This is a genomic window from Pseudomonas sp. MYb118 (assembly GCF_040947875.1).
Taxonomy (GTDB): domain Bacteria; phylum Pseudomonadota; class Gammaproteobacteria; order Pseudomonadales; family Pseudomonadaceae; genus Aquipseudomonas.
In genome coordinates this window covers 20,658-43,583 of the sequence record NZ_JBFRXN010000003.1, presented here as the reverse complement: position 1 = coordinate 43,583, position 22,926 = coordinate 20,658, and the positions used below count along the sequence as shown (strand labels likewise).

At 61.0% G+C, this 22,926-nt stretch carries 27 protein-coding genes; 18 read left to right on the top strand and 9 right to left on the bottom strand.

The features are described from left to right. Positions 1-25: 25 nt before the first annotated feature. Complete coding sequence (hppD, locus tag ABVN20_RS21610) at positions 26-1,102, bottom strand: 4-hydroxyphenylpyruvate dioxygenase (protein ID WP_368557788.1); 1,077 nt, start codon at positions 1,100-1,102, stop codon at positions 26-28. Positions 1,103-1,557: 455 nt separating this feature from the next. On the opposite strand from hppD, the gene ABVN20_RS21605 reads away from it, so the two are divergent. Beyond that, positions 1,558-3,093, top strand: coding sequence for an EAL domain-containing protein (locus tag ABVN20_RS21605; RefSeq protein WP_368557787.1), 1,536 nt, complete (start codon positions 1,558-1,560; stop codon positions 3,091-3,093). Positions 3,094-3,328: 235 nt separating this feature from the next. Further along, complete coding sequence (locus ABVN20_RS21600; protein ID WP_368557786.1) at positions 3,329-3,694, top strand: histone-like nucleoid-structuring protein, MvaT/MvaU family; 366 nt, start codon at positions 3,329-3,331, stop codon at positions 3,692-3,694. Positions 3,695-3,859: 165 nt separating this feature from the next. Here the strand turns inward: ABVN20_RS21600 and ABVN20_RS21595 are convergent, their stop codons facing one another. Beyond that, positions 3,860-4,378 carry a DUF4946 domain-containing protein gene (locus ABVN20_RS21595; RefSeq protein ID WP_368557785.1) on the bottom strand — a complete coding sequence of 173 codons (519 nt, stop codon included), beginning with the start codon at positions 4,376-4,378 and terminating at the stop codon, positions 3,860-3,862. 142 nt (positions 4,379-4,520) lie between these two features. Between ABVN20_RS21595 and gloA the strand changes: the two genes are divergently transcribed. Next, the gene (gene gloA, locus ABVN20_RS21590) at positions 4,521-5,042 is read left to right on the top strand and encodes a lactoylglutathione lyase (protein ID WP_368557784.1); all 522 of its coding nucleotides are present in this window, start codon (positions 4,521-4,523) and stop codon (positions 5,040-5,042) included. A 209-nt stretch (positions 5,043-5,251) separates the two neighbouring features. Here gloA and ahpF read toward each other — a convergent pair whose 3' ends face one another. From ahpF to galU, 4 genes are all read right to left on the bottom strand, one after another. Next, the gene (gene ahpF, locus ABVN20_RS21585) at positions 5,252-6,817 is read right to left on the bottom strand and encodes an alkyl hydroperoxide reductase subunit F (protein WP_368557783.1); all 1,566 of its coding nucleotides are present in this window, start codon (positions 6,815-6,817) and stop codon (positions 5,252-5,254) included. Between the two features lie 130 nt (positions 6,818-6,947). Continuing rightward, a complete protein-coding gene (gene ahpC, locus ABVN20_RS21580; protein WP_007975937.1) occupies positions 6,948-7,511 on the bottom strand; it encodes an alkyl hydroperoxide reductase subunit C in 564 nt (187 codons plus the stop codon). A 1,076-nt stretch (positions 7,512-8,587) separates the two neighbouring features. Continuing rightward, a complete protein-coding gene (gene gorA / locus ABVN20_RS21575) occupies positions 8,588-9,940 on the bottom strand; it encodes a glutathione-disulfide reductase (protein ID WP_368557782.1) in 1,353 nt (450 codons plus the stop codon). A gap of 108 nt (positions 9,941-10,048) precedes the next feature. Continuing rightward, positions 10,049-10,888, bottom strand: coding sequence for a UTP--glucose-1-phosphate uridylyltransferase GalU (gene galU / locus ABVN20_RS21570; RefSeq protein ID WP_011061681.1), 840 nt, complete (start codon positions 10,886-10,888; stop codon positions 10,049-10,051). 272 nt (positions 10,889-11,160) lie between these two features. Here galU and ABVN20_RS21565 point away from each other — a divergent pair, with 272 nt between their 5' ends. Both ABVN20_RS21565 and ABVN20_RS21560 read left to right on the top strand, forming a co-directional pair. Beyond that, a complete protein-coding gene (locus tag ABVN20_RS21565; protein WP_368557781.1) occupies positions 11,161-11,349 on the top strand; it encodes a hypothetical protein in 189 nt (62 codons plus the stop codon). Between the two features lie 250 nt (positions 11,350-11,599). Beyond that, the gene (locus ABVN20_RS21560) at positions 11,600-11,881 is read left to right on the top strand and encodes a hypothetical protein (RefSeq protein WP_368557780.1); all 282 of its coding nucleotides are present in this window, start codon (positions 11,600-11,602) and stop codon (positions 11,879-11,881) included. Between the two features lie 3 nt (positions 11,882-11,884). Here the strand turns inward: ABVN20_RS21560 and ABVN20_RS21555 are convergent, their stop codons facing one another. Further along, complete coding sequence (locus ABVN20_RS21555) at positions 11,885-12,115, bottom strand: hypothetical protein (protein WP_368557779.1); 231 nt, start codon at positions 12,113-12,115, stop codon at positions 11,885-11,887. A gap of 72 nt (positions 12,116-12,187) precedes the next feature. Beyond that, a complete protein-coding gene (locus ABVN20_RS21550) occupies positions 12,188-12,547 on the bottom strand; it encodes a hypothetical protein (protein ID WP_368557778.1) in 360 nt (119 codons plus the stop codon). Positions 12,548-12,750: 203 nt separating this feature from the next. Here ABVN20_RS21550 and ABVN20_RS21545 point away from each other — a divergent pair, with 203 nt between their 5' ends. The 4 genes from ABVN20_RS21545 (at position 12,751) to ada (ending at position 15,042) form a co-directional block, all read left to right on the top strand. Continuing rightward, the gene (locus tag ABVN20_RS21545; RefSeq protein ID WP_368557777.1) at positions 12,751-13,053 is read left to right on the top strand and encodes a DUF1883 domain-containing protein; all 303 of its coding nucleotides are present in this window, start codon (positions 12,751-12,753) and stop codon (positions 13,051-13,053) included. A gap of 7 nt (positions 13,054-13,060) precedes the next feature. Beyond that, the gene (locus ABVN20_RS21540; RefSeq protein ID WP_368557776.1) at positions 13,061-13,231 is read left to right on the top strand and encodes a hypothetical protein; all 171 of its coding nucleotides are present in this window, start codon (positions 13,061-13,063) and stop codon (positions 13,229-13,231) included. Positions 13,232-13,242: 11 nt separating this feature from the next. After that, positions 13,243-13,908: a DNA oxidative demethylase AlkB gene (alkB, locus tag ABVN20_RS21535; RefSeq protein ID WP_368557775.1), complete on the top strand. Its 666-nt coding sequence runs from the start codon at positions 13,243-13,245 to the stop codon at positions 13,906-13,908. An 87-nt stretch (positions 13,909-13,995) separates the two neighbouring features. Further along, the gene (gene ada, locus ABVN20_RS21530) at positions 13,996-15,042 is read left to right on the top strand and encodes a bifunctional DNA-binding transcriptional regulator/O6-methylguanine-DNA methyltransferase Ada (protein ID WP_368557774.1); all 1,047 of its coding nucleotides are present in this window, start codon (positions 13,996-13,998) and stop codon (positions 15,040-15,042) included. Position 15,043: 1 nt separating this feature from the next. On the opposite strand, the gene ABVN20_RS21525 is transcribed toward ada, so the two are convergent. Further along, entirely contained in the window at positions 15,044-16,027 is a 984-nt protein-coding gene (locus ABVN20_RS21525; RefSeq protein WP_368557773.1) for an MDR family oxidoreductase, read from the bottom strand. Between the two features lie 243 nt (positions 16,028-16,270). Here ABVN20_RS21525 and ABVN20_RS21520 point away from each other — a divergent pair, with 243 nt between their 5' ends. The 9 genes from ABVN20_RS21520 (at position 16,271) to ABVN20_RS21480 (ending at position 22,792) form a co-directional block, all read left to right on the top strand. Next, positions 16,271-17,335, top strand: a complete 1,065-nt coding sequence (locus tag ABVN20_RS21520) for an NAD(P)H-dependent flavin oxidoreductase (protein WP_368557772.1) — start codon at positions 16,271-16,273, stop codon at positions 17,333-17,335. A gap of 141 nt (positions 17,336-17,476) precedes the next feature. Next, positions 17,477-18,223: a molybdate ABC transporter substrate-binding protein gene (gene modA, locus ABVN20_RS21515; protein ID WP_368557771.1), complete on the top strand. Its 747-nt coding sequence runs from the start codon at positions 17,477-17,479 to the stop codon at positions 18,221-18,223. After that, positions 18,224-18,904 carry a molybdate ABC transporter permease subunit gene (gene modB / locus ABVN20_RS21510; RefSeq protein WP_368557770.1) on the top strand — a complete coding sequence of 227 codons (681 nt, stop codon included), beginning with the start codon at positions 18,224-18,226 and terminating at the stop codon, positions 18,902-18,904. A 3-nt stretch (positions 18,905-18,907) separates the two neighbouring features. Beyond that, positions 18,908-19,987, top strand: coding sequence for a molybdenum ABC transporter ATP-binding protein (gene modC, locus ABVN20_RS21505; protein ID WP_368557768.1), 1,080 nt, complete (start codon positions 18,908-18,910; stop codon positions 19,985-19,987). A gap of 75 nt (positions 19,988-20,062) precedes the next feature. Beyond that, on the top strand, positions 20,063-21,103 hold the full coding sequence (locus ABVN20_RS21500; RefSeq protein ID WP_368557767.1) for a DNA topoisomerase IB: 1,041 nt from the start codon (positions 20,063-20,065) through the stop codon (positions 21,101-21,103). A 71-nt stretch (positions 21,104-21,174) separates the two neighbouring features. Further along, positions 21,175-21,396 (top strand): hypothetical protein, encoded by a 222-nt coding sequence (locus ABVN20_RS21495; RefSeq protein WP_368557766.1) that lies wholly within the window; start codon positions 21,175-21,177, stop codon positions 21,394-21,396. A 107-nt stretch (positions 21,397-21,503) separates the two neighbouring features. Then, a complete protein-coding gene (locus tag ABVN20_RS21490; protein ID WP_034147138.1) occupies positions 21,504-21,734 on the top strand; it encodes a hypothetical protein in 231 nt (76 codons plus the stop codon). A 286-nt stretch (positions 21,735-22,020) separates the two neighbouring features. Beyond that, on the top strand, positions 22,021-22,302 hold the full coding sequence (locus ABVN20_RS21485) for a hypothetical protein (RefSeq protein WP_368557765.1): 282 nt from the start codon (positions 22,021-22,023) through the stop codon (positions 22,300-22,302). Positions 22,303-22,588: 286 nt separating this feature from the next. Continuing rightward, positions 22,589-22,792, top strand: a complete 204-nt coding sequence (locus tag ABVN20_RS21480) for a hypothetical protein (protein WP_368557764.1) — start codon at positions 22,589-22,591, stop codon at positions 22,790-22,792. Positions 22,793-22,926: the final 134 nt, after the last annotated feature.

Genomic DNA, 22,926 nt, shown 5'->3' with positions numbered 1-22,926 from the left:
GCCCGCTCCCACAGTTACTCATTCATTACTCGGCGTTCAACACCCCACGCCGAATCTGATCACGCTCGATCGACTCGAACAGCGCCTTGAAGTTGCCCTCGCCGAAACCGTCATCGCCCTTGCGCTGGATGAATTCGAAGAACACCGGCCCCATCAGGGTTTCCGAGAAGATCTGCAACAGCAGGCGCTTGTCGCCGGCCTCGGAAGAGCCGTCGAGCAGGATGCCCCGCGATTGCAGTTCGTTCACCGGTTCGCCGTGATTCGGCAGGCGACCTTCGAGCATTTCGTAGTAGGTGTCGGGCGGTGCGGTCATGAAGCGCATGCCGATCTTCTTCAGGCGGTCCCAGGTGCCGACCAGGTCGTCGGTGAGGAACGCCACGTGCTGGATGCCTTCGCCGTTGAACTGCATCAGGAACTCTTCGATCTGCCCGGCGCCCTTGGACGACTCTTCGTTGAGCGGAATGCGGATCATGCCGTCCGGTGCGGTCATCGCCTTGGACGTCAGGCCGGTGTATTCGCCCTTGATGTCGAAGTAGCGGATTTCGCGGAAGTTGAACAGCTTCTCGTAGAAATTCGCCCAGTACGCCATGCGCCCGCGATAGACGTTGTGGGTCAGGTGGTCGATGATTTTCAGGCCCGCGCCCACCGGGTTACGGTCGACGCCTTCGAGGTAGACGAAGTCGATGTCATAGATCGAGCTGCCTTCGCCGAAACGGTCGATCAGGTACAGCGGCGCACCGCCAATGCCCTTGATCGCCGGCAGGTGCAGTTCCATCGGCCCGGTTTCGATGTGGATCGGCTGCGCGCCGAGTTCCAGTGCGCGCTTGTAGGCCTTCTGCGAGTCCTTGACGCGAAATGCCATGCCGCACACCGACGGCCCGTGCTCGGCGGCAAAGTACGAGGCCACGCTGTGCGGCTCGTTGTTGAGGATCAGATTGATCGCGCCCTGGCGATACAGGTGCACGTCCTTGGAACGGTGGGTCGCGACCTTGGTGAAGCCCATGATCTCGAAGATCGGCTCCAGGGTGTTGGGCGTTGGCGATGCGAATTCGATGAACTCGAAGCCCATCAGGCCCATTGGGTTTTCGTATAGATCTGCCATGGTTGGCGCCTCATCATGCTTTTCAATTAACGATCGTCAGTGGCTGAAAAAGCTGAGGCCGCCGGGTGGCGCGCAGGAGATGCCCCGCACGCTGCGGGCGAGGAAGTCACCATAGATCAGTTGAAACCCGAAACTCTTCATCGTCGACCCAAGGCGCTGGCAGGCAAGGCGTCTGCTGCCAGCAGGATTATTATTGTATGCGTAAACCGATTCTACACAGCGTAAAACGGTTTGTCCGCTTCCTGTCGCTCCGCCCTTATCAGAAGCCCTTTTTCGACGCGCGTGCAAGAGGTTTGTTGCAGGAGAAATCAGCGCCGGAAACAGCCGGATATGACTGACAGGCTCCATTCGCGCCCGACCCCAACTATCATGGCCGGTAACCCACGCTTCCTGGGAGGCCCTGCCGTTGCCCGACCCGCATTTGAGCGCCACATCCCTCTTCACAGGTTTCCCGAATGCCACTGATCATCAAAGCCCGCCGCAGCCGCCGCATTCGTTTGCTGGTCACCGTATTCTGTGGCCTGCTGCCGATCGTCCTGGGCGGCGTCATTCTTTACCTGCAGGCACAACGCACGCTGGAGCACGACACCCGTCTGACCGCTGAAGAAGCCATCCGCCAATTCGAACTGATGCTCGATAACACCGCCCAGGCGGCGCGCGAATTGCTACCGCTGGCTGGCCAGCCTTGCGACGCGGTCAAGCTGGCGTTACGCGAACAGGTCACCCGGCGGCCGTTCGTGCGCTCGACCAACCTGGTGTGGGAAGACAACCTCTATTGCAGCTCGCTGTTTGGTGACTATCAGGAGAAGGTCAACGCCGGCGATTACACCCAGGGCACCTTATGGCTGATGAATGGCAACCCGGTCACCCCCGACAGCGCGTTGCTGGTGTATCGGCTCAGCGACGGCAAACAGGGGGCGTTGACCACCCTGGACGGGTATCACCTGAGCAATGTGCTGCGCCTGATCGGTCGCCAGACCCTGCTGTTGCTGCGTGTCGGCCCCAACTGGCTATCCGCTGACGGCAAGGTCCACGTGGCCGCCCTGCCCGCCTTGCCCGTGGCCGAGAGCAAACTGACGTCCACGCGGTATGACTTCACGGTCGCCGCCGGCTTTGCCGAAGGTGAAACCTGGCGCTACATGCGCAGCGAGTACCCGGCACTGTTCAGCCTGTTGATCTTCTTTGGCGCGGTGTCCGCACTGATCGGGCATGTTCTGCAAAAGCGCTCGTCGTCGCCCAGCCATGAACTGCTTCGGGCACTGGATGCCGAGGAGTTCGTTGCGTATTTCCAGCCGGTGGTGCACGGCACGAACAAACAGTGGTCCGGCGCCGAGGTGCTGATGCGCTGGAATCATCCGAAGGAAGGCCTGGTGCGGCCCGACCTGTTCATTCCGTTTGCCGAGCATTCCGGCCTGATCGTGCCGATGACCCGCTCGCTGATGCAGCAAACGGCAAAATTGCTGGGGCCGGTCTCCGCGTCCTTCGATGAACCCTTCCATATCGGTATCAACATTACCGCCAGCCACTGCAAGAACCTGGAACTGGTGGACGATTGCCGGACCTTCCTGAGCGCCTTTGCGCCCGGCTCCATTCATTTGGTGCTGGAGTTGACCGAGCGCGAGCTCATCGAACCTGCGCCGGTGACCCTGCAATTGTTCGAGCAACTGCATGCTCTGGGCGTGAAGATCGCCATCGACGACTTCGGTACCGGCCATTCCAGCCTGGGTTACTTGCGCCAGTTCAATGTCGATTTCCTCAAGATCGACCAGAGTTTCGTCGCCATGATCGGCGCCGACGCCCTGTCCCGGCACATTCTGGACAGCATCATCGAACTCTCGGTGAAACTCGACCTGGGCATCGTCGCCGAAGGGGTGGAAACCACCGAACAGAGTGATTATCTGAGCGCCCACGGCGTTAACTTCCTGCAAGGTTATCTGTTCGGCAAGCCGATGCCGGGGGCGGACTTCATTAGAGCATTAACTCTTCATTAACTCGCCAATTCATGCGACGAAACAACCATATCGCGCACCAATTTGAATCTAAACGGCCAATCTTGTTACATGAAGAAAAAGTCAGGATTTACTCTTTGAGCATTAACTACTACAATTTTTCATGCCTGCGCTAGATTGGCAGGTGAGCCACTTGTCACCGAGTCGCTTCAAGGCTCTTGGCTTATAGCTTTGTTTGCGGTTGGTATCAGCCAAACACACTATTGGAGTAAAGATATTGTCCAGACTCGCTGAATTTCGTGCAGCTGAAAAGGCCCTTCAAGAACAGCTCAAACAGCTGGAATCCCTGAAGAACGATGCCGGGCTCAAGAAAGAAATCGAATTCGAAGAAAAGCTCCAGGGGCTGATGAAAACCTACGGCAAGTCCCTGGGCGACATCATCGCCATTCTCGATCCGAACCCGGCCAAATCCGGCCTGCGTCAAGCCACAGCACCTAAAACCCGCCGCGCTCGCGTGGTCAAGGTTTATCAGAACCCACACACTGGCGAACTGATTGAAACCAAGGGCGGCAACCACCGCGGCCTGAAAGCCTGGAAGGAACAATACGGTGCTTCCACCGTTGATTCCTGGCTGCGTGGCTAAGCGCTGGCGGTAACAAAAAAGCCCTGCATGATGCGGGGCTTTTTCATGAATACTCAACAAATGCAATGATTTGAATCGACCTATATTTCATCGCCGTTTTACTTTCGGCTTAATCCTTTTGGATATCTAAACATGGCGCATTGCAGGATTACGCAATTGCTCCAACTAAAGTTTCAGACTGTTACGAGCCAGCGCTATTTCGTCCTCGCTGGCCTTATAAGCCTCGGCCTGCCCCGCGTAGGAAAAAACATACGCCTTATCGCCATCCAGCGCCGCGACCAATGTTTGCGAGAGCACATGGCGGCCGTTCTGGGTAATCGTGCAGGTGGTTTCCAGCGCCGTTAACCGGCTCAGCGTCGCCGGGTGGATCTTATTGCACACGCTTTGATAACCGCCCTGGAAAAAGTCCTTCTGCACGGACTTGCGCATCTCCAGTAACACGCCTTGCAAATTGACCTGATGCCCACTGTCCACCGCGGTTGTGGTCAACTCCATGACCATCACCGGCGTACCGCCCGGATCATGTTTCACCGCCCGCTGGCGGGACAGTTGCGGCTGGGCACCATCCTGCGGCACCGCTTCGATTTCCCAGCCGGAAGGCCAGGTGACGACAGGCGCATCGGCCAGGGCAACGCCGGACAGCAAACCCAACAGAACGAACAGCGATGGACAGGATCGGATCATTGCAATGAGCACTCGCGGATAGAACCGCAAAGTCTGAGCCCCAGCCCGCGCTCAGGCAAGCCTGCGCTTTGGGTTTGGTGATGCCAGCCCCCTTGCGTATCATTGGCACCATTGTTTAGCCCCACTTGTTTACGGAGGGCCCATGAGCCTGCACGAATTGAACACTTTCCCCGGCGTGACCGCCCAGCCGGACAGCGCCACCCGGAAGTTCGTCTTCAACCACACCATGCTGCGGGTCAAGGACATCACCAAGTCCCTGGACTTCTACACGCGCATCCTCGGTTTCTCGCTGGTGGAAAAACGCGACTTCCCGGAAGCCGAGTTCAGCCTGTACTTCCTGGCGCTGGTGGACAAGGACCAGATCCCGGCCGATGCCGCCGCGCGCACCGAGTGGATGAAGTCGATCCCGGGCATCCTCGAACTGACCCACAACCACGGCACCGAGAACGACCCGGACTTCGCCTACCACAACGGCAACACCGACCCGCGCGGCTTTGGCCACATCTGCATCTCGGTACCCGACATCGTCGCCGCCTGCGAGCGCTTCGAAGCCCTGGGCTGCGATTTCCAGAAACGCCTGAGCGACGGGCGCATGAAGAGCCTGGCGTTCATCAAGGACCCGGATGCCTATTGGGTTGAAATCATTCAGCCTGCGCCGCTCTAAAGCCCCGCGCAAAATCCCTGTGGGACCTTCTTTTGTGGGAGCGAGCCTGCTCGCGATTGCGGTGTGTCAGAAACTGAGATTTAGCTGACACACCGCAATCGCGAGCAGGCTCGCTCCCACAGTGAGTGAGTACTCCCCAGTTTCAGAGAAGTGCAAAACACAAAAAACCCCATGATCACTCATGGGGTTTTTGTGTTTCAGGCCAGGCGTTACGCCGGGGCCGAGGTGCGGATCAGGTGGTCGAAGGCGCTCAGGGAGGCCTTGGCGCCCTCGCCGACCGCAATCACGATCTGCTTGTACGGCACGGTGGTCACGTCACCGGCGGCGAATACACCCGGCAGCGAGGTTTCGCCACGGGCGTCGACGATGATCTCGCCACGGGGCGACAACTCGACGGTGCCCTTGAGCCAGTCGGTGTTAGGCAGCAAGCCGATCTGCACGAAGATGCCTTCGAGGTTGACCGTCTTGAACTCGCCCGAATCGCGGTCCTTGTACACCAGGCCCGTAACCTTCTCACCGTCGCCCTTCACTTCGCTGGTCAGCGCGCTGGTGATCACGTCGACGTTGGGCAGGCTGAACAGCTTGCGTTGCAGTACCGCATCGGCGCGCAGCTTGCTGTCGAACTCCAGCAGCGTGACGTGGCTGACGATACCCGCCAAGTCGATGGCCGCTTCGACGCCGGAGTTGCCGCCGCCGATCACTGCCACACGCTTGCCCTTGAACAGCGGACCGTCGCAGTGCGGGCAGAAGCACACGCCCTTGGCTTTGTATTCCTGCTCGCCAGGCACGCCCATTTCGCGCCAGCGGGCGCCGGTGGCCAGGATCAGCGCCTTGGTTTTCAGGCTCGCGCCGCTTTCGAAGCGTACTTCGTGCAACTCGCCAGGGTTCTTCGCCGGGATCAGCGCGTTGGCCCGTTGCAGGTTCATGATGTCGACGTCGTACTGCTTGACGTGTTCTTCCAGTGCACTGGCCAGCTTCGGCCCTTCGGTCTCCTGCACGGAGATGAAGTTCTCGATGGCCATGGTGTCCAGCACCTGGCCGCCAAAACGTTCGGCCGCGACACCGGTGCGGATGCCTTTACGGGCCGCGTAGATCGCCGCCGAAGCACCGGCCGGGCCACCGCCGACCACCAGCACGTCAAAGGCTTCCTTGGCGCTGATCTTCTCGGCCTGGCGCTCGGCACCACTGGTGTCGATCTTGGCGAGGATTTCTTCCAGGCCCATGCGACCCTGGCCGAACACTTCGCCATTCAAGTAGATGCTGGGCACGGCCATGATCTTGCGCTCATCGACTTCGGCCTGGAACAGCGCGCCGTCGATGGCGACGTGGCGGATGTTCGGGTTCAGCACCGCCATCAGGTTCAGCGCCTGGACCACGTCCGGGCAGTTCTGGCAGGACAGCGAGAAGTAGGTCTCGAAGTTGAATTCGCCTTTGAGCGAACGGATCTGTTCGATCACTTCGACACTGGCCTTCGATGGGTGGCCGCCGACTTGCAGCAGGGCCAGCACCAGCGAGGTGAATTCGTGGCCCATCGGCAGGCCGGCAAACCGCAGGCTGATGTCCTGGCCTGGGCGATTGATCGAGAACGATGGCTTGCGAGCATCGTCACCGCTGTCGATCAAGGTAATGAGGGTGGAAAGACTGGCAACGTCTTTCAACAGTTCGAGCATTTCCTGGGATTTCGCACCGTCGTCGAGCGAAGCAACGATCTCGATCGGTTGGGTGACCCGTTCCAGGTACGATTTCAACTGGGCTTTAAGATTGGCGTCCAACATACGGGCGATTTCCTTTATCAAATTTTTTGCATAAAAAAACGCCCGAGCGAATCTCGCCCGGGCGTTTTTATTGGGCGGTGCAGCTTACTGAGTAGGTGCGGTGAACCGCCCTGTGGAGCGTGTCACTGACTTAGATCTTGCCGACCAGGTCCAGGGACGGAGCCAGAGTGGCCTCGCCTTCTTTCCACTTGGCTGGGCAAACCTGGCCTGGGTGAGCAGCGACGTACTGGGCTGCCTTGATTTTGCGCAGCAGTTCGGAAGCGTCACGGCCTACGCCGCCATCGTTGAGTTCAACGATTTTGATCTGGCCTTCAGGGTTGATCACGAAGGTGCCACGGTCAGCCAGGCCAGCTTCTTCGATCAGCACGTCGAAGTTGCGGGAGATGGCGTGGGTTGGGTCGCCGATCATGGTGTACTGGATTTTGCCAATGGCTGGCGAAGTGTTGTGCCAGGCAGCGTGGGCAAAATGAGTGTCGGTGGAAACGCTGTAGATTTCGACGCCCAGTTTCTGGAACGCGTCGTAGTTGTCAGCCAGGTCTTCCAGCTCGGTTGGGCAAACGAAGGTGAAGTCGGCTGGGTAGAAGAACACGACAGACCACTTGCCTTTCAGGTCAGCGTCCGAGACTTTCACGAAGTCGCCGTTTTTGAAGGCGTCTGCTTTGAACGGTTTAACTTGGCTGTTGATGATAGGCATCGTTGACTCTCCGTCAGGGGTTAAGAAGTTGATGGAGATGACTTTACCGACTCAGGCGGCGCTTGGCTCATTGGCAAACCTGATGCTGCTGATCGGTTTTCGCTATTAGCGGACATTATTAATAGAAGAAAGGAATCTGAGGGATGTTCGCTCCCGATGTCTGTCACCCCACCAACCCCTGTGGGAGCGGGCTTGCTTGCGATGGCGGCCTTACAGGCGTACATATCCATTTCTGCGGTAACGGCCGCTAATGGTTCCGCCCTTACGGCGGGTGGTGGCTCTGTAGGAGCGGGCTTGCCCGCGATGGCGGCCTTACAGGTGTACATATCCATTTCTGCGGTAACGGCCGCTAATGGTTCCGCCCTTACGGCGGGTGACTCTGTGGGAGCGGGCTTGCCCGCGATGGCGGTTTGACGGGTGTACATATCCGTTGCTGCGGTAACGGCCGCTTTGGGTTCCGCCCTTACGGCGGGTGGTGGCTCTGTAGGAGCGGGCTTGCCCGCGATGGCGGCCTTACAGGTGTACATATCCTTTTCTGCGGTAACGGCCACTTAAGGTTCCGCCTTTACGGCGGGTGACTTGGTGGCTCTGTAGGAGCGGGCTTGCCCGCGATGGCGGCCTTACAGGCGTACATATCCATTTCTGCGGTAACGGCCCGCTTTTGGTTCCGCCCTTACGGCGGGTTACTTTGTCGCCTACGCGGCCCGGCGCAAAGTAACCAAAACGCCCGGCCCCTGACGTACGGCCCTTCGCTGGCGCTCCGGGTTCCCTCGCTCCGGTCCTGCTCCGTGGGCCTGCCGCCATCGGCCATCCTTGGCCGAGGGCGGCTAACCCGGCATCCATGCCGGGTTGCCCACTGCGCAGAACCTCCACTCGGCCTTCCGACGGGGCGATCTGCGGCGCCTGTGGGATTGTCGCTCTGTTTCTGTTTCTGTTTCTGTAGGAGCGAGCATGTCGAGGCGTCGAACCGTCGCGATGGTCGTTAACGATGACGCGGACTGTCTGAGTGCCTGCGTTGTCTGGGCTACCATCGCGAGCAGGCTCGCTCCCACAGGGGGTTTAGATCGAGTGATTCTTTAGACCGGGGTCCGCATGGTCACGAATTCTTCCGCCGCCGTCGGGTGTACGCCGATGGTGTCGTCGAAGTCGCGCTTGGTGGCGCCGGCTTTCAGGGCGATGGCCAGGCCCTGGACGATTTCGCCGGCATCCGGGCCGACCATGTGGCAACCCAGGACCTTGTCGGTCTTGCCGTCCACCACCAGCTTCATCAGCGTGCGTTCCTGGCACTCGGTCAGGGTCAGTTTCATCGGCCGGAAGCGGCTTTCGAAAATCACCACGTCATGCCCGGCCGCCCGCGCCTCTTCCTCGGTCAGGCCGACGGTGCCGATGTTCGGCAGGCTGAACACCGCCGTCGGGATCATCTTGTAATCCACCGGGCGATACTGCTCGGGCTTGAACAGGCGCCGCGCCACGGCCATGCCTTCGGCCAGGGCCACCGGGGTGAGTTGGACCCGGCCGATCACATCGCCAAGGGCGAGGATCGACGGTTCGGCGGTCTGGTATTGCTCGTCGACCTCGACAAAACCTTTGTCGTTGAGTTTGACCGCGGTGTTTTCCAGGCCGAGGTTGTCCAGCATCGGGCGCCGGCCGGTGGCGTAGAACACGCAGTCGGTCTCCAGCACGCGACCGTCCTTGAGCGTCGCCTTGAGGCTGCCGTCGGCGAGTTTTTCGATGCGCTCGATGTCGGCGTTGAATTGCAGGTCCAGGCCGCGCTTGGTCAGTTCTTCCTGCAGGTGTTTGCGCACCGAGCCGTCGAAGCCGCGCAGGAACAGGTCACCGCGGTACAGCAAGGTGGTCTGGGCGCCCAGGCCGTGGAAGATCCCGGCGAATTCGACGGCGATGTAGCCACCGCCCACCACCAGCACGCGTTTTGGCAGGGTCTTGAGGAAGAACGCCTGGTTGGAACTGATCGCATGCTCGTGCCCCGGAATCTCGGGGATCTGCGGCCAGCCGCCAGTGGCGATCAGGATGTTTTTCGCGGTGAAACGCTCACCGTTGATCTCGACCGTGTGCGGGTCGACGATGCTGGCGTGGCCTTCATGCAGGGTCACGCCGCTGTTGACCAGCAGGTTGCGGTAGATGCCGTTGAGACGGTTGATCTCGCGATCCTTGTTGGCGATCAGCGTCGCCCAGTCGAAATCGGCCTCGCCCAGGGTCCAGCCAAAGCCCGCAGACTGTTCGAAGTCTTCGGCGAAGTGCGCGCCGAACACCAGCAGTTTTTTCGGCACGCAACCGACGTTGACGCAGGTGCCACCCAGGTAGCGGCTCTCGGCCACAGCCACCTTGGCGCCAAACCCCGCCGCGAACCGCGCCGCGCGTACACCGCCGGAACCGGCACCAATTACATACAGGTCAAAATCAAAGGCCATTTGTCTATCTCCTCGGCAGCCCATCAGCATACTCGCCGCCGTTGGTTGGGCAAGCGCAGAAAAGCAAAAAGCCACCCGAAGGTGGCTTTCTGTACAAGAGGTGCGCTATCAGTAAGCTTTGCCGGTCTTGTAGAAGTTCTCGAAGCAGAAGTTGGTGGCGTCGATGTAGCCTTCGGCGCCGCCGCAGTCGAAACGCTTGCCCTTGAACTTGTAGGCCATGACGCAGCCGTTCTGGGCCTGCTTCATCAGGGCGTCGGTGATCTGGATTTCACCGCCCTTGCCTGGCTCGGTCTGTTCGATCAGGTCGAAGATGTCCGGGGTCAGGATGTAGCGACCGATGATCGCCAGGTTCGATGGCGCGTCTTCCGGTTTTGGCTTCTCGACCATGCTGTGTACGCGGTAGATGTCGTCGCGGATCATCTCGCCGGCAATCACGCCGTACTTGTTGGTTTCCTGCGGGTCGACTTCCTGGATCGCCACGATCGAGCAGCGGAATTGCTTGTACAGCTTGACCATCTGGGTCAGCACGCCGTCACCTTCGAGGTTGACGCACAGGTCGTCCGCCAGCACCACGGCGAACGGCTCGTCGCCGATCAGCGGGCGGCCGGTCAGGATGGCGTGGCCCAGGCCTTTCATTTCGGTCTGACGGGTGTAGGAGAACGAGCACTCGTCAAGCAGCTTGCGGATGCCGACCAGGTATTTCTCCTTGTCGGTGCCCTTGATCTGGTTTTCCAGCTCGTAGCTGATGTCGAAGTGGTCTTCCAGGGCGCGCTTGCCGCGACCGGTGACGATGGAGATTTCGTTCAAACCGGCATCCAATGCCTCTTCAACGCCGTACTGGATCAGTGGCTTGTTTACCACCGGCAGCATTTCCTTGGGCATGGCCTTAGTCGCTGGCAGGAAGCGAGTACCGTAACCGGCTGCTGGGAACAAGCATTTCTTGATCATAAAAGTCCTTGAAAGGGCTGTGTGTACGAGTTTCGGCGCAGTCTAATCAGGCGGCGTGCACCTTACAATGCCCCGCGCTGGCTAACCGATGTCAACATAGAGAAATATTCCTGCCGATAGTTCCGCAGGAACGTTGGCGTGAGTTCCGCAGGATCGCAGGCGTGCCATTAGGCATAGCAGAAATTGGCGTCGGAGCCGTTTTTTCTGCCCGCGCCGGATGCGGCCTTTTGACGCTATCATGGCGCGATTCAACCAGCCAACGAGGCAGATAGATGTCGGCAGCAAAAAGCGTCAACGGTTTCCTGATCAACAAAGCGAACGACGGCCAGTGGTGGGTCGACAGCGCCAACGGCGAACGCATCGCCGGGCCGTTCCCGAGCGAGAAAATGGCGATTGAAGTGGCCAGTGTGCTGGAGCTTGAGCGCCCGGCTGCTGCGCGGCGGGGCAAGGATAAGGAATGACCTGCCTCCCTGCTGTTTTTGCGGGGCAATAAACCTGTGGGAGCGAGCCTGCTCGCGATAAGGCCGGGACATCCAACATGGTGGGTGTCTGACAGGCCGCAATCGCGAGCAGGCTCGCTCCCACAGTGGTTTTCCCACAGTAGTTTCGGAGTATTTGCGAATGGGTGACAAAGTCATGGCCTTTGGCTATAACCTTTTGCTCACGGCGCTGTCACAGGCTTAGCCCCATCCCCTGACGACGACCCCAAACATGAACAGATTCTTGCCGTTGATTGCGCTCCTGGCCCTGGGCGGCTGTGCCACCACTGAAACCACTTACCTGAACAATGGCGAACAAGGCCTGGCGATCGACTGCTCCGGCGAGGCCAACTCCTGGGCGGCATGCTATGAAAAAGCCGATGATTCCTGCGCCGGCACCGGCTATCGAATCGTCGGCACCAACGGCACACCGGCACCCGATGAAGAAGACAAGACACTCGGCGCCGACATTGGCAACTACAAGAACCGCAGCGTCGTGGTGGTCTGCAAATAAAACCTACATGTGGATTTCGGCGAACTTGATGCCCAGGCCGCGCACGGTCTCGATCAGCTCATCGAGGCTGGTGAAGGATTCGACTTCGTCGTTGTCATCCACCAGGAAATAACTGCGCCCGGCGCTTTTCTTGAAAAACACGATCCATTGCGCGGGTTCCGCCGGGTTCTGAATCACGTGGGTGGCAGAGATTTGACCCTCTGCATGGCGCTCCCGTACCTGCTCTCGCTTCATGCTCGACTCCAGAAATGACGATGCCGCCCAAGCGTTGCTGGGGCGGCATCGGTGCTGTCGGGCGCTAGTGTATCAGCCGGAAATGCACGCGGTGGCGGCGTTGCGCACATCCATCGGGCGCAGCGGTACATTGGAGATGCGTTCGTGCAGCTTGATGCCGCTGCCGTTGGAACGTTCTTCAATGTCGAACACCGCAGCCGGACCTGAGGAAAACTTCTGCGGGACGATGACTCGCACGCCGTCCTTGCCCTGCGGCTCTATTTGCAGGGCTCCACGGCTACCGGCCAGCTTTTCGGTCAGGCACTGCGCGTATTCATGGGGTTTCTTGCCCGACATCACGTTCATGGTCGGCAGCGTCTCGTTGATTTCCTCAACACTCGCACAACCACTGATTGCCAATGCCATCGGCAAGACCCACACAGCCCACTTCATAACAAAATCTCCGACAAAGAGCCTGGGACAGCGCAAACGCTGCTTTTCTCCAGGGCTCCGTGTTTTTTTCATACATTGATCTGCTTTTATTGCCAAAGCGACGCCCGGCGGCCAGATAATAACCTGTCCGGGCTGATAAACTGCGCCAATCGACCAAGCTATCGTTTTGATTTTGTAGCAAAAGCCCTTCTGGAGGCGCCTCAATGAAATTTATCCACCAGCGCGAGCACCTCAATGAAGACGACATCGTCGTCATCCAGTGCTCGCAAACGTGCAACATCCGTTTGATGAACGACGCCAACTTCCGCAGCTTCAAGAATGGTGGCCGCCACACGTATCATGGCGGCGCATTCGATACATTCCCGGCGCGCATCACCGCCCCGAGCACCGGCTTCTGGAACATCACCATCGACACCGTCAGCCGCCGCGCCATCAGCGTCACGCGCAAGCCGACCCTGACCCACTCGATCAAGATCATTCGTCGTTCCACCACGAAACTGAGCTGAACCGACCATGGCCCAAACCACCAAATACGTCATCAAGTACAAGCTCAACGGCGAGCGCCGCTTCGAATTTGCCCAACTGGAAAACGGCACCGAAGCCGAGGCCCGGGCAGCGTTGGACGCTCTGCATGGCCCTGGTGACGATGTCATCAGCGAGATCAGCGTCAGCAAGGCGCTGTAACGGCCAGCGTCATGACCCCGATCACCTTCGATCTGTTTGCCGACGTCGAGCCCGAGCCATCGCCCCGGCGCGAACAGATCGGCGAACAGTCCTGGGTCCTGCGCGGCTTCGCCCTGCCCTGGCTGGAACAATTGCTGCCGGCGCTGGACAAGGTGCTGGCGGCTGCGCCGTTTCGGCAAATGGTCACGCCCGGTGGTTTCACCATGTCCGCCGCCTTGAGCAGTTGCGGCACCTGGGGCTGGACCACCGACCGCAACGGCTATCGCTATTCACGCGTCGACCCGCAAACCGCTGCGCCCTGGCCCGAAATGCCCGAGGCGTTCCTGGCCCTTGCGCAGGCTGCGGCGCAGGCAGCGGGCTTTGCGGATTTCGTCCCGGATTCCTGCCTGATCAACCGCTATATCCCCGGCGCAAAGATGTCATTGCACCAGGACAAGGACGAAGCGTCCTACGCCGCGCCCATCGTGTCGGTGTCGCTGGGGTTGCCGGCGATGTTCCTGTTCGGCGGCTTCGAGCGCAGCGACAAAAGCCAGCGCGTGCCGCTCTTGCATGGCGATATCGTGGTCTGGGGTGGCGTCGATCGCCTGCGCTATCACGGCGTCTTGCCGATCAAACCAGGCCAGCACCCGCGCCTGGGCGAGCAACGGATCAACTTCACCTTTCGCACCTCCCACTGAACAGGCGGAATTTGACCGCAAGACCCGGAGTGCGGCGACCTCGTCGTCTGGTTAACCTGATTCAAACGGATCAACGGACCTAACGCCATGACCACCATCGAGAACGATCCACGCTGGGCCGCCGTCGTCGCCCGCGATCCCCGTGCCGACGGGCAATTTGTCTATGCGGTGAAAACTACCGGTGTGTATTGCCGCCCCAGCAGCCTGGCGCGCTTGCCCAAGCCGCAGAATGTCGAGTTCTTCGACTCGGCCGAACAGGCCCAGGCGGCCGGGTATCGCCCGAGCAAACGCGCGGCGAAGGATCACAGCGAGGTGGCCGCACAGCACGCGGCGACCGTCGCCACCGCGTGTCGCCAGATCGAAACCGCCGAGCAGTTGCCGACCCTGGCTGAGCTGGCGGATGCCGCAGGCCTGAGCAGTTTTCACTTTCATCGGGTGTTCAAAGCCATTACCGGGCTGACGCCCAAGGGCTACGCCACGGCTCACCGTTCACGCAAGGTCCGGCAACATCTGACCGCGGGCGGCTCGGTGACCGATGCCCTGTACGACGCCGGCTTCAACTCCAATGGGCGTTTTTATGCGGCGGCCGATCAAGTCCTGGGCATGAAACCCGGCGATTACCGCGCCGAGGGCCAGAACAATGACATCCGTTTTGCCGTGGGCCAGTGCTCCCTCGGGGCGATCCTGGTGGCACAGAGTGCGCGGGGTGTCTGCGCGATTCTGCTGGGGGACGATCCCCATCAACTGGTGTGCGACCTGCAGGACAAGTTTCGCCGGGCCAACCTGATTGGCGCCGACCCTGAGTTCGAGCAACTGATCGCCAGGGTCGTCGGTTTCATCGAGGCGCCGGCGATCGGCCTGGATTTGCCACTGGATGTGCGCGGCACGGCGTTCCAGGAGCGGGTCTGGCAAGCCCTGGGCGAGATTCCGGTGGGCAGCACCGCCAGCTATGCCGACATCGCCCATCGCATCGGTGCGCCGAAAGCGGTGCGCGCCGTGGCCCAGGCCTGTGGCGCGAACAGCCTGGCGGTGGCCATCCCTTGCCATCGCGTGGTGCGCAGCGACAGTAACCTGTCGGGCTACCGCTGGGGCGTGGAGCGCAAACGCCAGTTGCTGGAGCGTGAGTCGCGCTGACTCAGCGATTCACATCCACCACCACCCGGCCGCGCAGTTGGCCGGCGAGCAGACGTGGCGCGGCTTCGATCGCTTCACTCAGGCCGATCTCATGGCTGATCAGCGGCAACAGGGCAAAGTCCAGGTCAGTGGCCAGGCGGTTCCAGGCCTCGATGCGCTTGGCCTTGGGCTGGGTCACGCTGTTGATCCCGGCCAGGGTCACGCCACGCAAAATGAACGGCGCGACGGACGCCGGAAAATCCATGCCCTGGGCCAGGCCACAGGCGGCGACCGTGCCGTTGGCCTTGGTGCTGGCGCAGGCGTTGGCCAGGGTGTGGCTGCCCACCGAGTCGATCACCGCGGCCCAGCGTTCCTTGGCCAATGGCTTGCCCGGTTCTGACAGGGTCGCGCGGTCGATGATGTCGCTGGCACCCAGGCGCTTGAGGTAGTCGTGCTCCGAAGTGCGCCCGGTGGACGCGACCACCCGATAGCCGAGCTTGCTGAGCAAGGCGATGGCAAAGCTGCCGACACCGCCGTTGGCGCCGGTGACCAGGATCTCGCCCTGCTCCGGCGTCACGCCGTTGTGCTCCAGTGCCAGGATGCTGAGCATCGCCGTGTAACCGGCGGTGCCGATGGCCATGGCCTGGGCGGGAGAGAATTGCTGCGGCAGCGGGATCAGCCAGTCACCCTGCAAGCGCGCCTTCTGCGCCAGGCCGCCCCAGTGCCCTTCGCCGACGCCCCAACCGTTGAGTACGACCTGATCACCGACCTTGTAGTCCGGATGCTCACTGGCCTCGACCGTCCCTGCCAGGTCGATGCCCGGCACCATGGGGAATTTGCGCACCACCGGGCTGCTGCCGGTGATGGCCAGGCCGTCCTTGAAGTTCAACGTGCTGTACGCGACCCGCACCGTCACATCGCCCTCGGGCAGTTGATCGTCGCTGATCTGTTGCAGCGTGGCTCGATAACCGCTGTCGTCCTTGTCGATCAAAATACCTTGGAACATGACTGTCTCCTGCGCATTCGTCTGGTTGTGGAGCAATGGAATAACACATCCCCGCCCGATCCCCACACCCGACTTTCGGCGACCCCCTCCCCACCCCTGTAGGAGCGAGCTTGCTCGCGATGGCGGCGTGTCAGTCGCCATTGATGCTGGATGTGTACTGGCCTCATCGCGAGCAAGCTCGCTCCTACAGGGGGTGGCGTGGTAAAACCTTTGCTGCCCTGTTTTGACGTCGGAGAATCGCACATGAGCCAATGGCCAGACACCCGAATTATTGATCTGCTGGGGATCGAGCTGCCGATCATCCAGGCGCCCATGGCCGGCGCAACCACGGTTGCCATGGTGGTCGCGGCGAGCGAAGCCGGTGGCCTGGGCTCGCTGCCGGCGGCCATGTTGAGCACCGAGCAATTGCGCGAAGACCTGAAGAGCATTCGCCAGCAAACCCGCCGCCCGATCAACGTCAACTTCTTCTGCCACCAGCCGCCAGCCGCAGACGAACAGCGCGCGCAGAACTGGAAAAACCTGCTGGAACCCTACTACCGCGAATTGGGCGTGGATTTCGACGCGCCGACGCCCGTATCCAACCGCGCGCCTTTCGACAGCGCCACCTGCGCCATCGTCGAAGAACTGCTTCCTGAGGTCGTCAGTTTCCACTTCGGCCTGCCGGAAAAACCCCTGCTGGACCGGGTCAAGGCCACCGGTGCCAAGGTGCTGTCTTCGGCAACCACGGTCGAGGAAGCCATCTGGCTGGAACAGCACGGCTGCGATGCGATCATCGCCATGGGCAACGAGGCCGGCGGCCACCGCGGCATGTTCCTGACCGATGACATCAGCAGCCAGGTCGGCCTCTTTGCACTGCTGCCGCAAATTGTCGACGCGGTGAAAGTACCGGTGATCGCCGCCGGCGGCATCGCCGATGCCCGTGGTGTCGCTGCCGCGTTGGTGCTCGGCGCCTCGGCGGTGCAGGTCGGCACGGCCTATCTGTTCACCCCGGAAGCCAAAGTCAGCGCCTCCCATCACACCGCGTTGCGCACCGCCAAAGAGAGCGACACCGCCCTCACCAACCTGTTCACCGGGCGCCCGGCGCGGGGCATTTTCAATCGGGTGATGCGAGAAATCGGCCCCATGAGCGACCAGGCACCGGCGTTCCCGCTGGCCGGTGGTGCCTTGATGCCTCTGCGTGCCAAGGGCGAAGCGCAGTTCGCCAACCTCTGGGCCGGTCAGGCATTCCCGCTATCGGTGGAAATGAGCACCGCCGAGCTGACCCGGCAGTTGGCCAAAGAGGGCCTGGCCAAGCTGCTGCGAGCCTGATGCACCCCGGCAGTCGCTGCTTCTAGCGGCTGCCGGGACAATTCGACGCATCCGATGGATTCCGTTTGAAGGCATTTCGCTATATAGTTTTTTACATAGCGATTTATCCCTCGCAACAACTGCCTATAACGGAGCCGTTTCATGACAGCCTCACGTTTTGCCCCGCTGCTCGCCGTATTCGCCATTGCCGGCGCCCATGCCGACGAAGTCCAGGTTGCGGTCGCGGCCAACTTCACCGCGCCGATCCAGGCCATCGCCGCTGATTTCGAGAAAGACACCGGGCACAAACTGGTCACCTCCTTCGGCGCCACTGGCCAGTTCTACACCCAGATCAAGAACGGCGCGCCGTTCGAAGTGTTCCTGTCGGCTGACGACACCACCCCGGCCAAGCTGGAAACCGAAGGCGACACCGTCAAGGGCTCGCGCTTCACCTACGCCGTGGGCACCCTGGCGCTGTGGTCGGCCAAGGAAGGTTACGTCGACGCCAAAGGCAAAGTGCTGGCCGATAACCAGTACAAACACCTGTCGATCGCCAACCCGAAAACCGCACCCTACGGCCTCGCTGCCACCCAGGTGCTGGCCAAGCAAGGCCTGACCGACAAGGTCAAGGACAAGCTGGTCGAAGGCCAGAACATCACCCAGGCGTTCCAGTTCGTGTCCACCGGCAACGCCGAGCTGGGCTTCGTTGCCCTGTCGCAGATCTACAAGGACGGCAAAGTCACCAGCGGTTCGGCCTGGATCGTTCCAGCCAGCCTGCACGACCCGATCAAGCAGGATGCAGTGATCCTCAACAAGGGCAAGGACAACCCGGCTGCCAAGGCGCTGGTTGATTACCTGAAAGGCCCGAAAGCCGCTGCTGTCATCAAGTCCTACGGCTACGAGATCTAAATGTCCCTGTCGAGTGCCGATTTTTCCGCAATCTGGTTGACCCTGAAGCTTGCCTCATTGACCACGGTCATCCTGCTGATCGTCGGCACTCCGATTGCCCTGTGGTTGTCGCGCACCCGCTCCTGGTTGCGCGGCCCGGTCGGGGCGATCGTCGCCCTGCCCCTGGTGCTGCCACCCACGGTGATCGGTTTTTACCTGTTGCTGGCGCTGGGCCCCAACGGCTTTGTCGGCCAGTTCACCCAGTCCCTCGGGCTGGGCACCCTGAGTTTCAGTTTTGCAGGCCTGGTGATTGGCTCGGTGCTGTATTCGATGCCATTCGTGGTCCAGCCGCTGCAAAACGCCTTTTCCGCCATTGGCACCCGTCCGCTGGAAGTGGCCGCAACCTTGCGTGCCAACCCCTGGGACGTGTTCTTCAGCGTCATCCTGCCCCTGGCCCGACCGGGGTTCATCACCGCCGCGATTCTGGGCTTTGCCCACACCGTCGGCGAGTTCGGCGTGGTGCTGATGATCGGCGGCAACATCCCGGACAAGACCCGGGTGGTCTCGGTACAAATCTACGATCACGTCGAAGCCATGGAATATGCCCAGGCGCACTGGCTGGCCGGTGCCATGCTGGTGTTCTCGTTCGCCGTGTTGCTGGCGCTCTACTCCAGCCGTAAAACCAAAGCCGGCTGGAGCTGATTGATGATTCACACGCGTTTGAAGTTGAACTACTCGGGCTTCGCCCTGGATGTCGATTTGCAATTGCCCGGCCGTGGCGTCACCGCGCTGTTCGGTCATTCGGGCTCCGGCAAGACCACCTGCCTGCGCTGCATCGCCGGCCTGGAACGGGCCGAACAGGGTTTTGTCCAGGTCAACGATGAAGTCTGGCAGGACAGCGAAAAGCAGATTTTCGTACCACCGCACAAACGCGCGATCGGCTATGTGTTCCAGGAAGCCAGCCTGTTCCCGCACCTGTCGGTGCTGGCCAACCTGGAGTTCGGCCTCAAGCGCATCGCCAAGGCGCAGCGCAAGGTCGACATGGCACATGCCACTCAATTGCTCGGCATCGGCCATCTTCTCGACCGTCATCCGCAGCACCTGTCGGGCGGCGAGCGCCAGCGTGTCGGCATTGCCCGTGCCCTGCTGACCAGCCCGCAACTGCTGCTGATGGACGAACCCCTGGCGGCGCTGGATGCCAAGCGCAAGAGCGAAATCCTGCCGTACCTGCAACGCCTGCACGATGAACTCGACATCCCGGTGCTGTACGTCAGTCATTCGCGGGATGAAGTGGCGCGCCTGGCCGACCACATCGTCCTGCTCGGCGAAGGCAAGGCCGTGGCCAGCGGCCCCATCGTCGAAACCCTGGCACGCCTCGATCTGCCGCTGGCCCAGGGCGATGACGCCGGCGTGGTGATCGAGGGCCAGGTCAGCGCCTACGACGACGACTACCAGTTGCTGACCCTGCAATTGCCCGGCAGCACGCTGAGCATTCGCGTGGCCCACACGCCCATGGCCGTCGGCCAGGCGCTGCGTGGCAAGGTGCAGGCGCGGGACGTCAGCCTCAGCCTGCAAAGCGCCGAGCAAAGCAGCATCCTCAATCGCCTGCCGGTCACCGTGGTCAGCGAGACGCCCGCCGACAATGCCGCGCACGTGCTGATCCGCCTGGAGGCCGCCGGCACGCCGCTGCTGGCGCGGATCACCCGTTTCTCCCGGGATCAATTGCAGGTCCACCCCGGCCAGCAGCTCTGGGCACAGATCAAGGCGGTGGCGGTCCTGGCGTAAACCCGCTGGCACCACGGCAACGGCGCGCGGTCAATGGCTGTAACGGCCCTCGATTCGCGCTCCAGGATGACTGCCATGCCCGACACCGCCCTGCCCGACGTACTACCACCCGACCTGCATTACGTCGACGACACCCAGCCCGGCTTCAGCCGTAAAAAGCTGCGCGGCAAGTTCTGCTACTTCGACGCCTCAGGCCAGCGCATCACCGACAAAGACGAAATCCAGCGCATCAACGCCCTCGCCGTACCGCCGGCCTACACCGATGTGTGGATCTGCGCCGACCCGCGCGGGCATCTGCAAGCCACCGGCCGCGATGCCCGCGGGCGCAAGCAATACCGCTATCACCCGCGCTGGCGCGAAGTACGTGATGCCGATAAATACTCGCGCCTGCGCGAATTCGGCCTGGCCCTGCCTAAGTTGCGCAAGCAGCTCGAAGCGCTGCTGGAGGCACCGGGCTTCAGCCGCGACAAGGTCATGGCCACGGTGATTACCTTGCTCGATGCGACGCTGATTCGCGTCGGCAACACCCAGTACGCGCGAGACAACCGCTCCTACGGGCTGACGACCCTGCGCAACCGGCATGTGGAGGTCAACGGCACGGCGATCCGCTTCCAGTTTCGAGGCAAGAGCGGCATCGAACACCAGATCACCGTCAAGGACCGGCGCCTGGCGCGGATCATCAAGCGCTGCCAGGAGATCCCCGGGCAAAACCTGTTTCAGTACCTGGACGAGGACGGCGAGCGGCACACGGTCAGCTCAAGCGATGTGAACGCCTACCTGCAAACCCTGACCGGCGCCGACTTCACCGCCAAGGACTACCGCACCTGGGCCGGGAGTGCGCTGGCGCTGGCGGTGCTGCGCGAATTGCAATGGCAGCCGGAATCGGACGCCAAGCGGCATGTGGTGGAAATGGTCAAGGGTGTGGCCCGGCAACTGGGCAACACGCCGGCGGTCTGTCGCAAGTGCTACATCCACCCCGCCGTGCTCGAGGGTTTTCTGTTGGGCGCGCTGGCCGCACTGCCGCGCCCGCGCACGCGCAAGGGCCTGCGGGCCGAGGAAGTCGGGCTGGCGATGTTTCTCGAACAAATGATCGAGGCGACACAACCGACGAACTGACCCGTGCATTTTTTGCACGATCACTCAGGGCTTCTATAGTTGTGTGACAGAAATTTTGCTTCGGTGAAGCCATGGAAGACATTTTCGTTGTGAAGCGCTGCAACAAGATCATCATTCATGGGCGCCGAGCCGGGGAAACCGATCATCAACCGCCTGATGCTGCCGTCTGGTATCGCATTGCCGATACCCGCACCCAGGGCTTCATCGGTGACGGCTATGACAGGGAGGAAGAGGCCCAGCGCGTCTGCCTCCAGCTCAATGCCCGCTCCCGCGTGACGGCCCGGCAAGGTTGACGCCCGGGTCTATACTCAAATGGCTGAGGGACCAGCAACGGCAAAAGCTCGCCTGACGCGGGCTTTTTGATGCCATTTTTGCCAGGTTTCTTGAACGGAGGTTTGTCATGTCCGAAAAAGAGTCCATCACCACATTGCTCACCCTGCTCGACTCCCGCCAGGTTCGCCTGGCCGCAGCCTGCAAGGAAATCGCCGACTGGGTCGATCATCAAGGCGGCCACCCGACCGCGCTGAGAATCCGCGACCGGCTGAACGACATCGAAAAAGACACACCGCTGATTCGCAATACGCTGTCGGCGCTCAAACCTGTCGATCGGCCACTGCCCCGGTTCAGATGACCCCAGGGTCACGGCCAGGTGCAGGTGCATGAACGGTGGCATATCAGCCACCGCCCGCTGTCCTGTCTGACCGTTTATCGCCAAACACCCACCCGACCCCGTGTCGGGATTTTTTTGCCCGGTTTTTTCACATTCTCTTCACATTGACCTTCGTACTGTGAACTCACTCCTTTTTGATCCCACCCTGACCCGCCCGCATGCGGGTCTCTTTTTGCCTGCGATCCGGTGACCGAACGTCGCCGCCAGGGAACGGTCCAACGATCACACGTCACGAAGGAGGCGTCTGATGGTTACTCACTTCAAAACTGGCGGGCATCTGGCCTGCGGTCACAAAGGCAAACTCCCCTCGACCACCGAACTGAATCGGGTCAAATGCCGAAGCTGTCGGAATACCGATGCCTACAAGGATGCACGCAAGGACCAGCGCAACGCGGCCCGTCGTGCTGCGCGCAAAGCCAGGGCTGTCCATACCGCCAATGACTGGCGCAGCGAATGGATCGAACGGCTCACCGCCATGGCCGGACTGCAACGCCTGCCCCGTGGTTTTGCCGGGCAACACTTCGTCTAGCTGAACCTCCCCCTGTAGGAGCGAGCATGCTCGCGATGGTCGTCAACGATAACGCTGGCAGCCTGACACCCCGCGGTGTTTGAACCACCATCGCGACGGTTCGACGCCTCGACGTGCTCGCTCCTACAGGGGGTTGTATGAATCAAGCAGACCTCCTCAGGGTGCGACAATTTGCCAGGCAAGAGAACGACGTTCGGCGGGGCGATAACGGATTTGCTCGGCTAGGATCAATAGCGCATTCGAACAATGTCGACCTTTTGCGCGAGCACCTGATCAAGGAGGAGCGATGACACTCATTCATGAAGCCGAGAAAACCTATCGCATGTGGTCCAGCCCGATCCTGCTGGAACTCAAGGAACGCGAGCACCAACTGGACCCCAGCGCCCGCCAGGCGCTGCAGAACATCCTGGTGGAACGACGCCTGGTGAACATCGGCAACCCGGCGGGTGTCGAGCGACGCCAGGACCAGGATTGGGGTGGTCAGCAATAAGAGCAGAGTCGCCCGCCATCGAAACGTAAGTATGGCCATTCGATACACATGGACGATGGTGCGGACTTTCGCCTGGGAATAGGGTTTGCGGGCCGGTACTTCAACACCCTCCGGCCCTCATTCGCCGCAAGCGC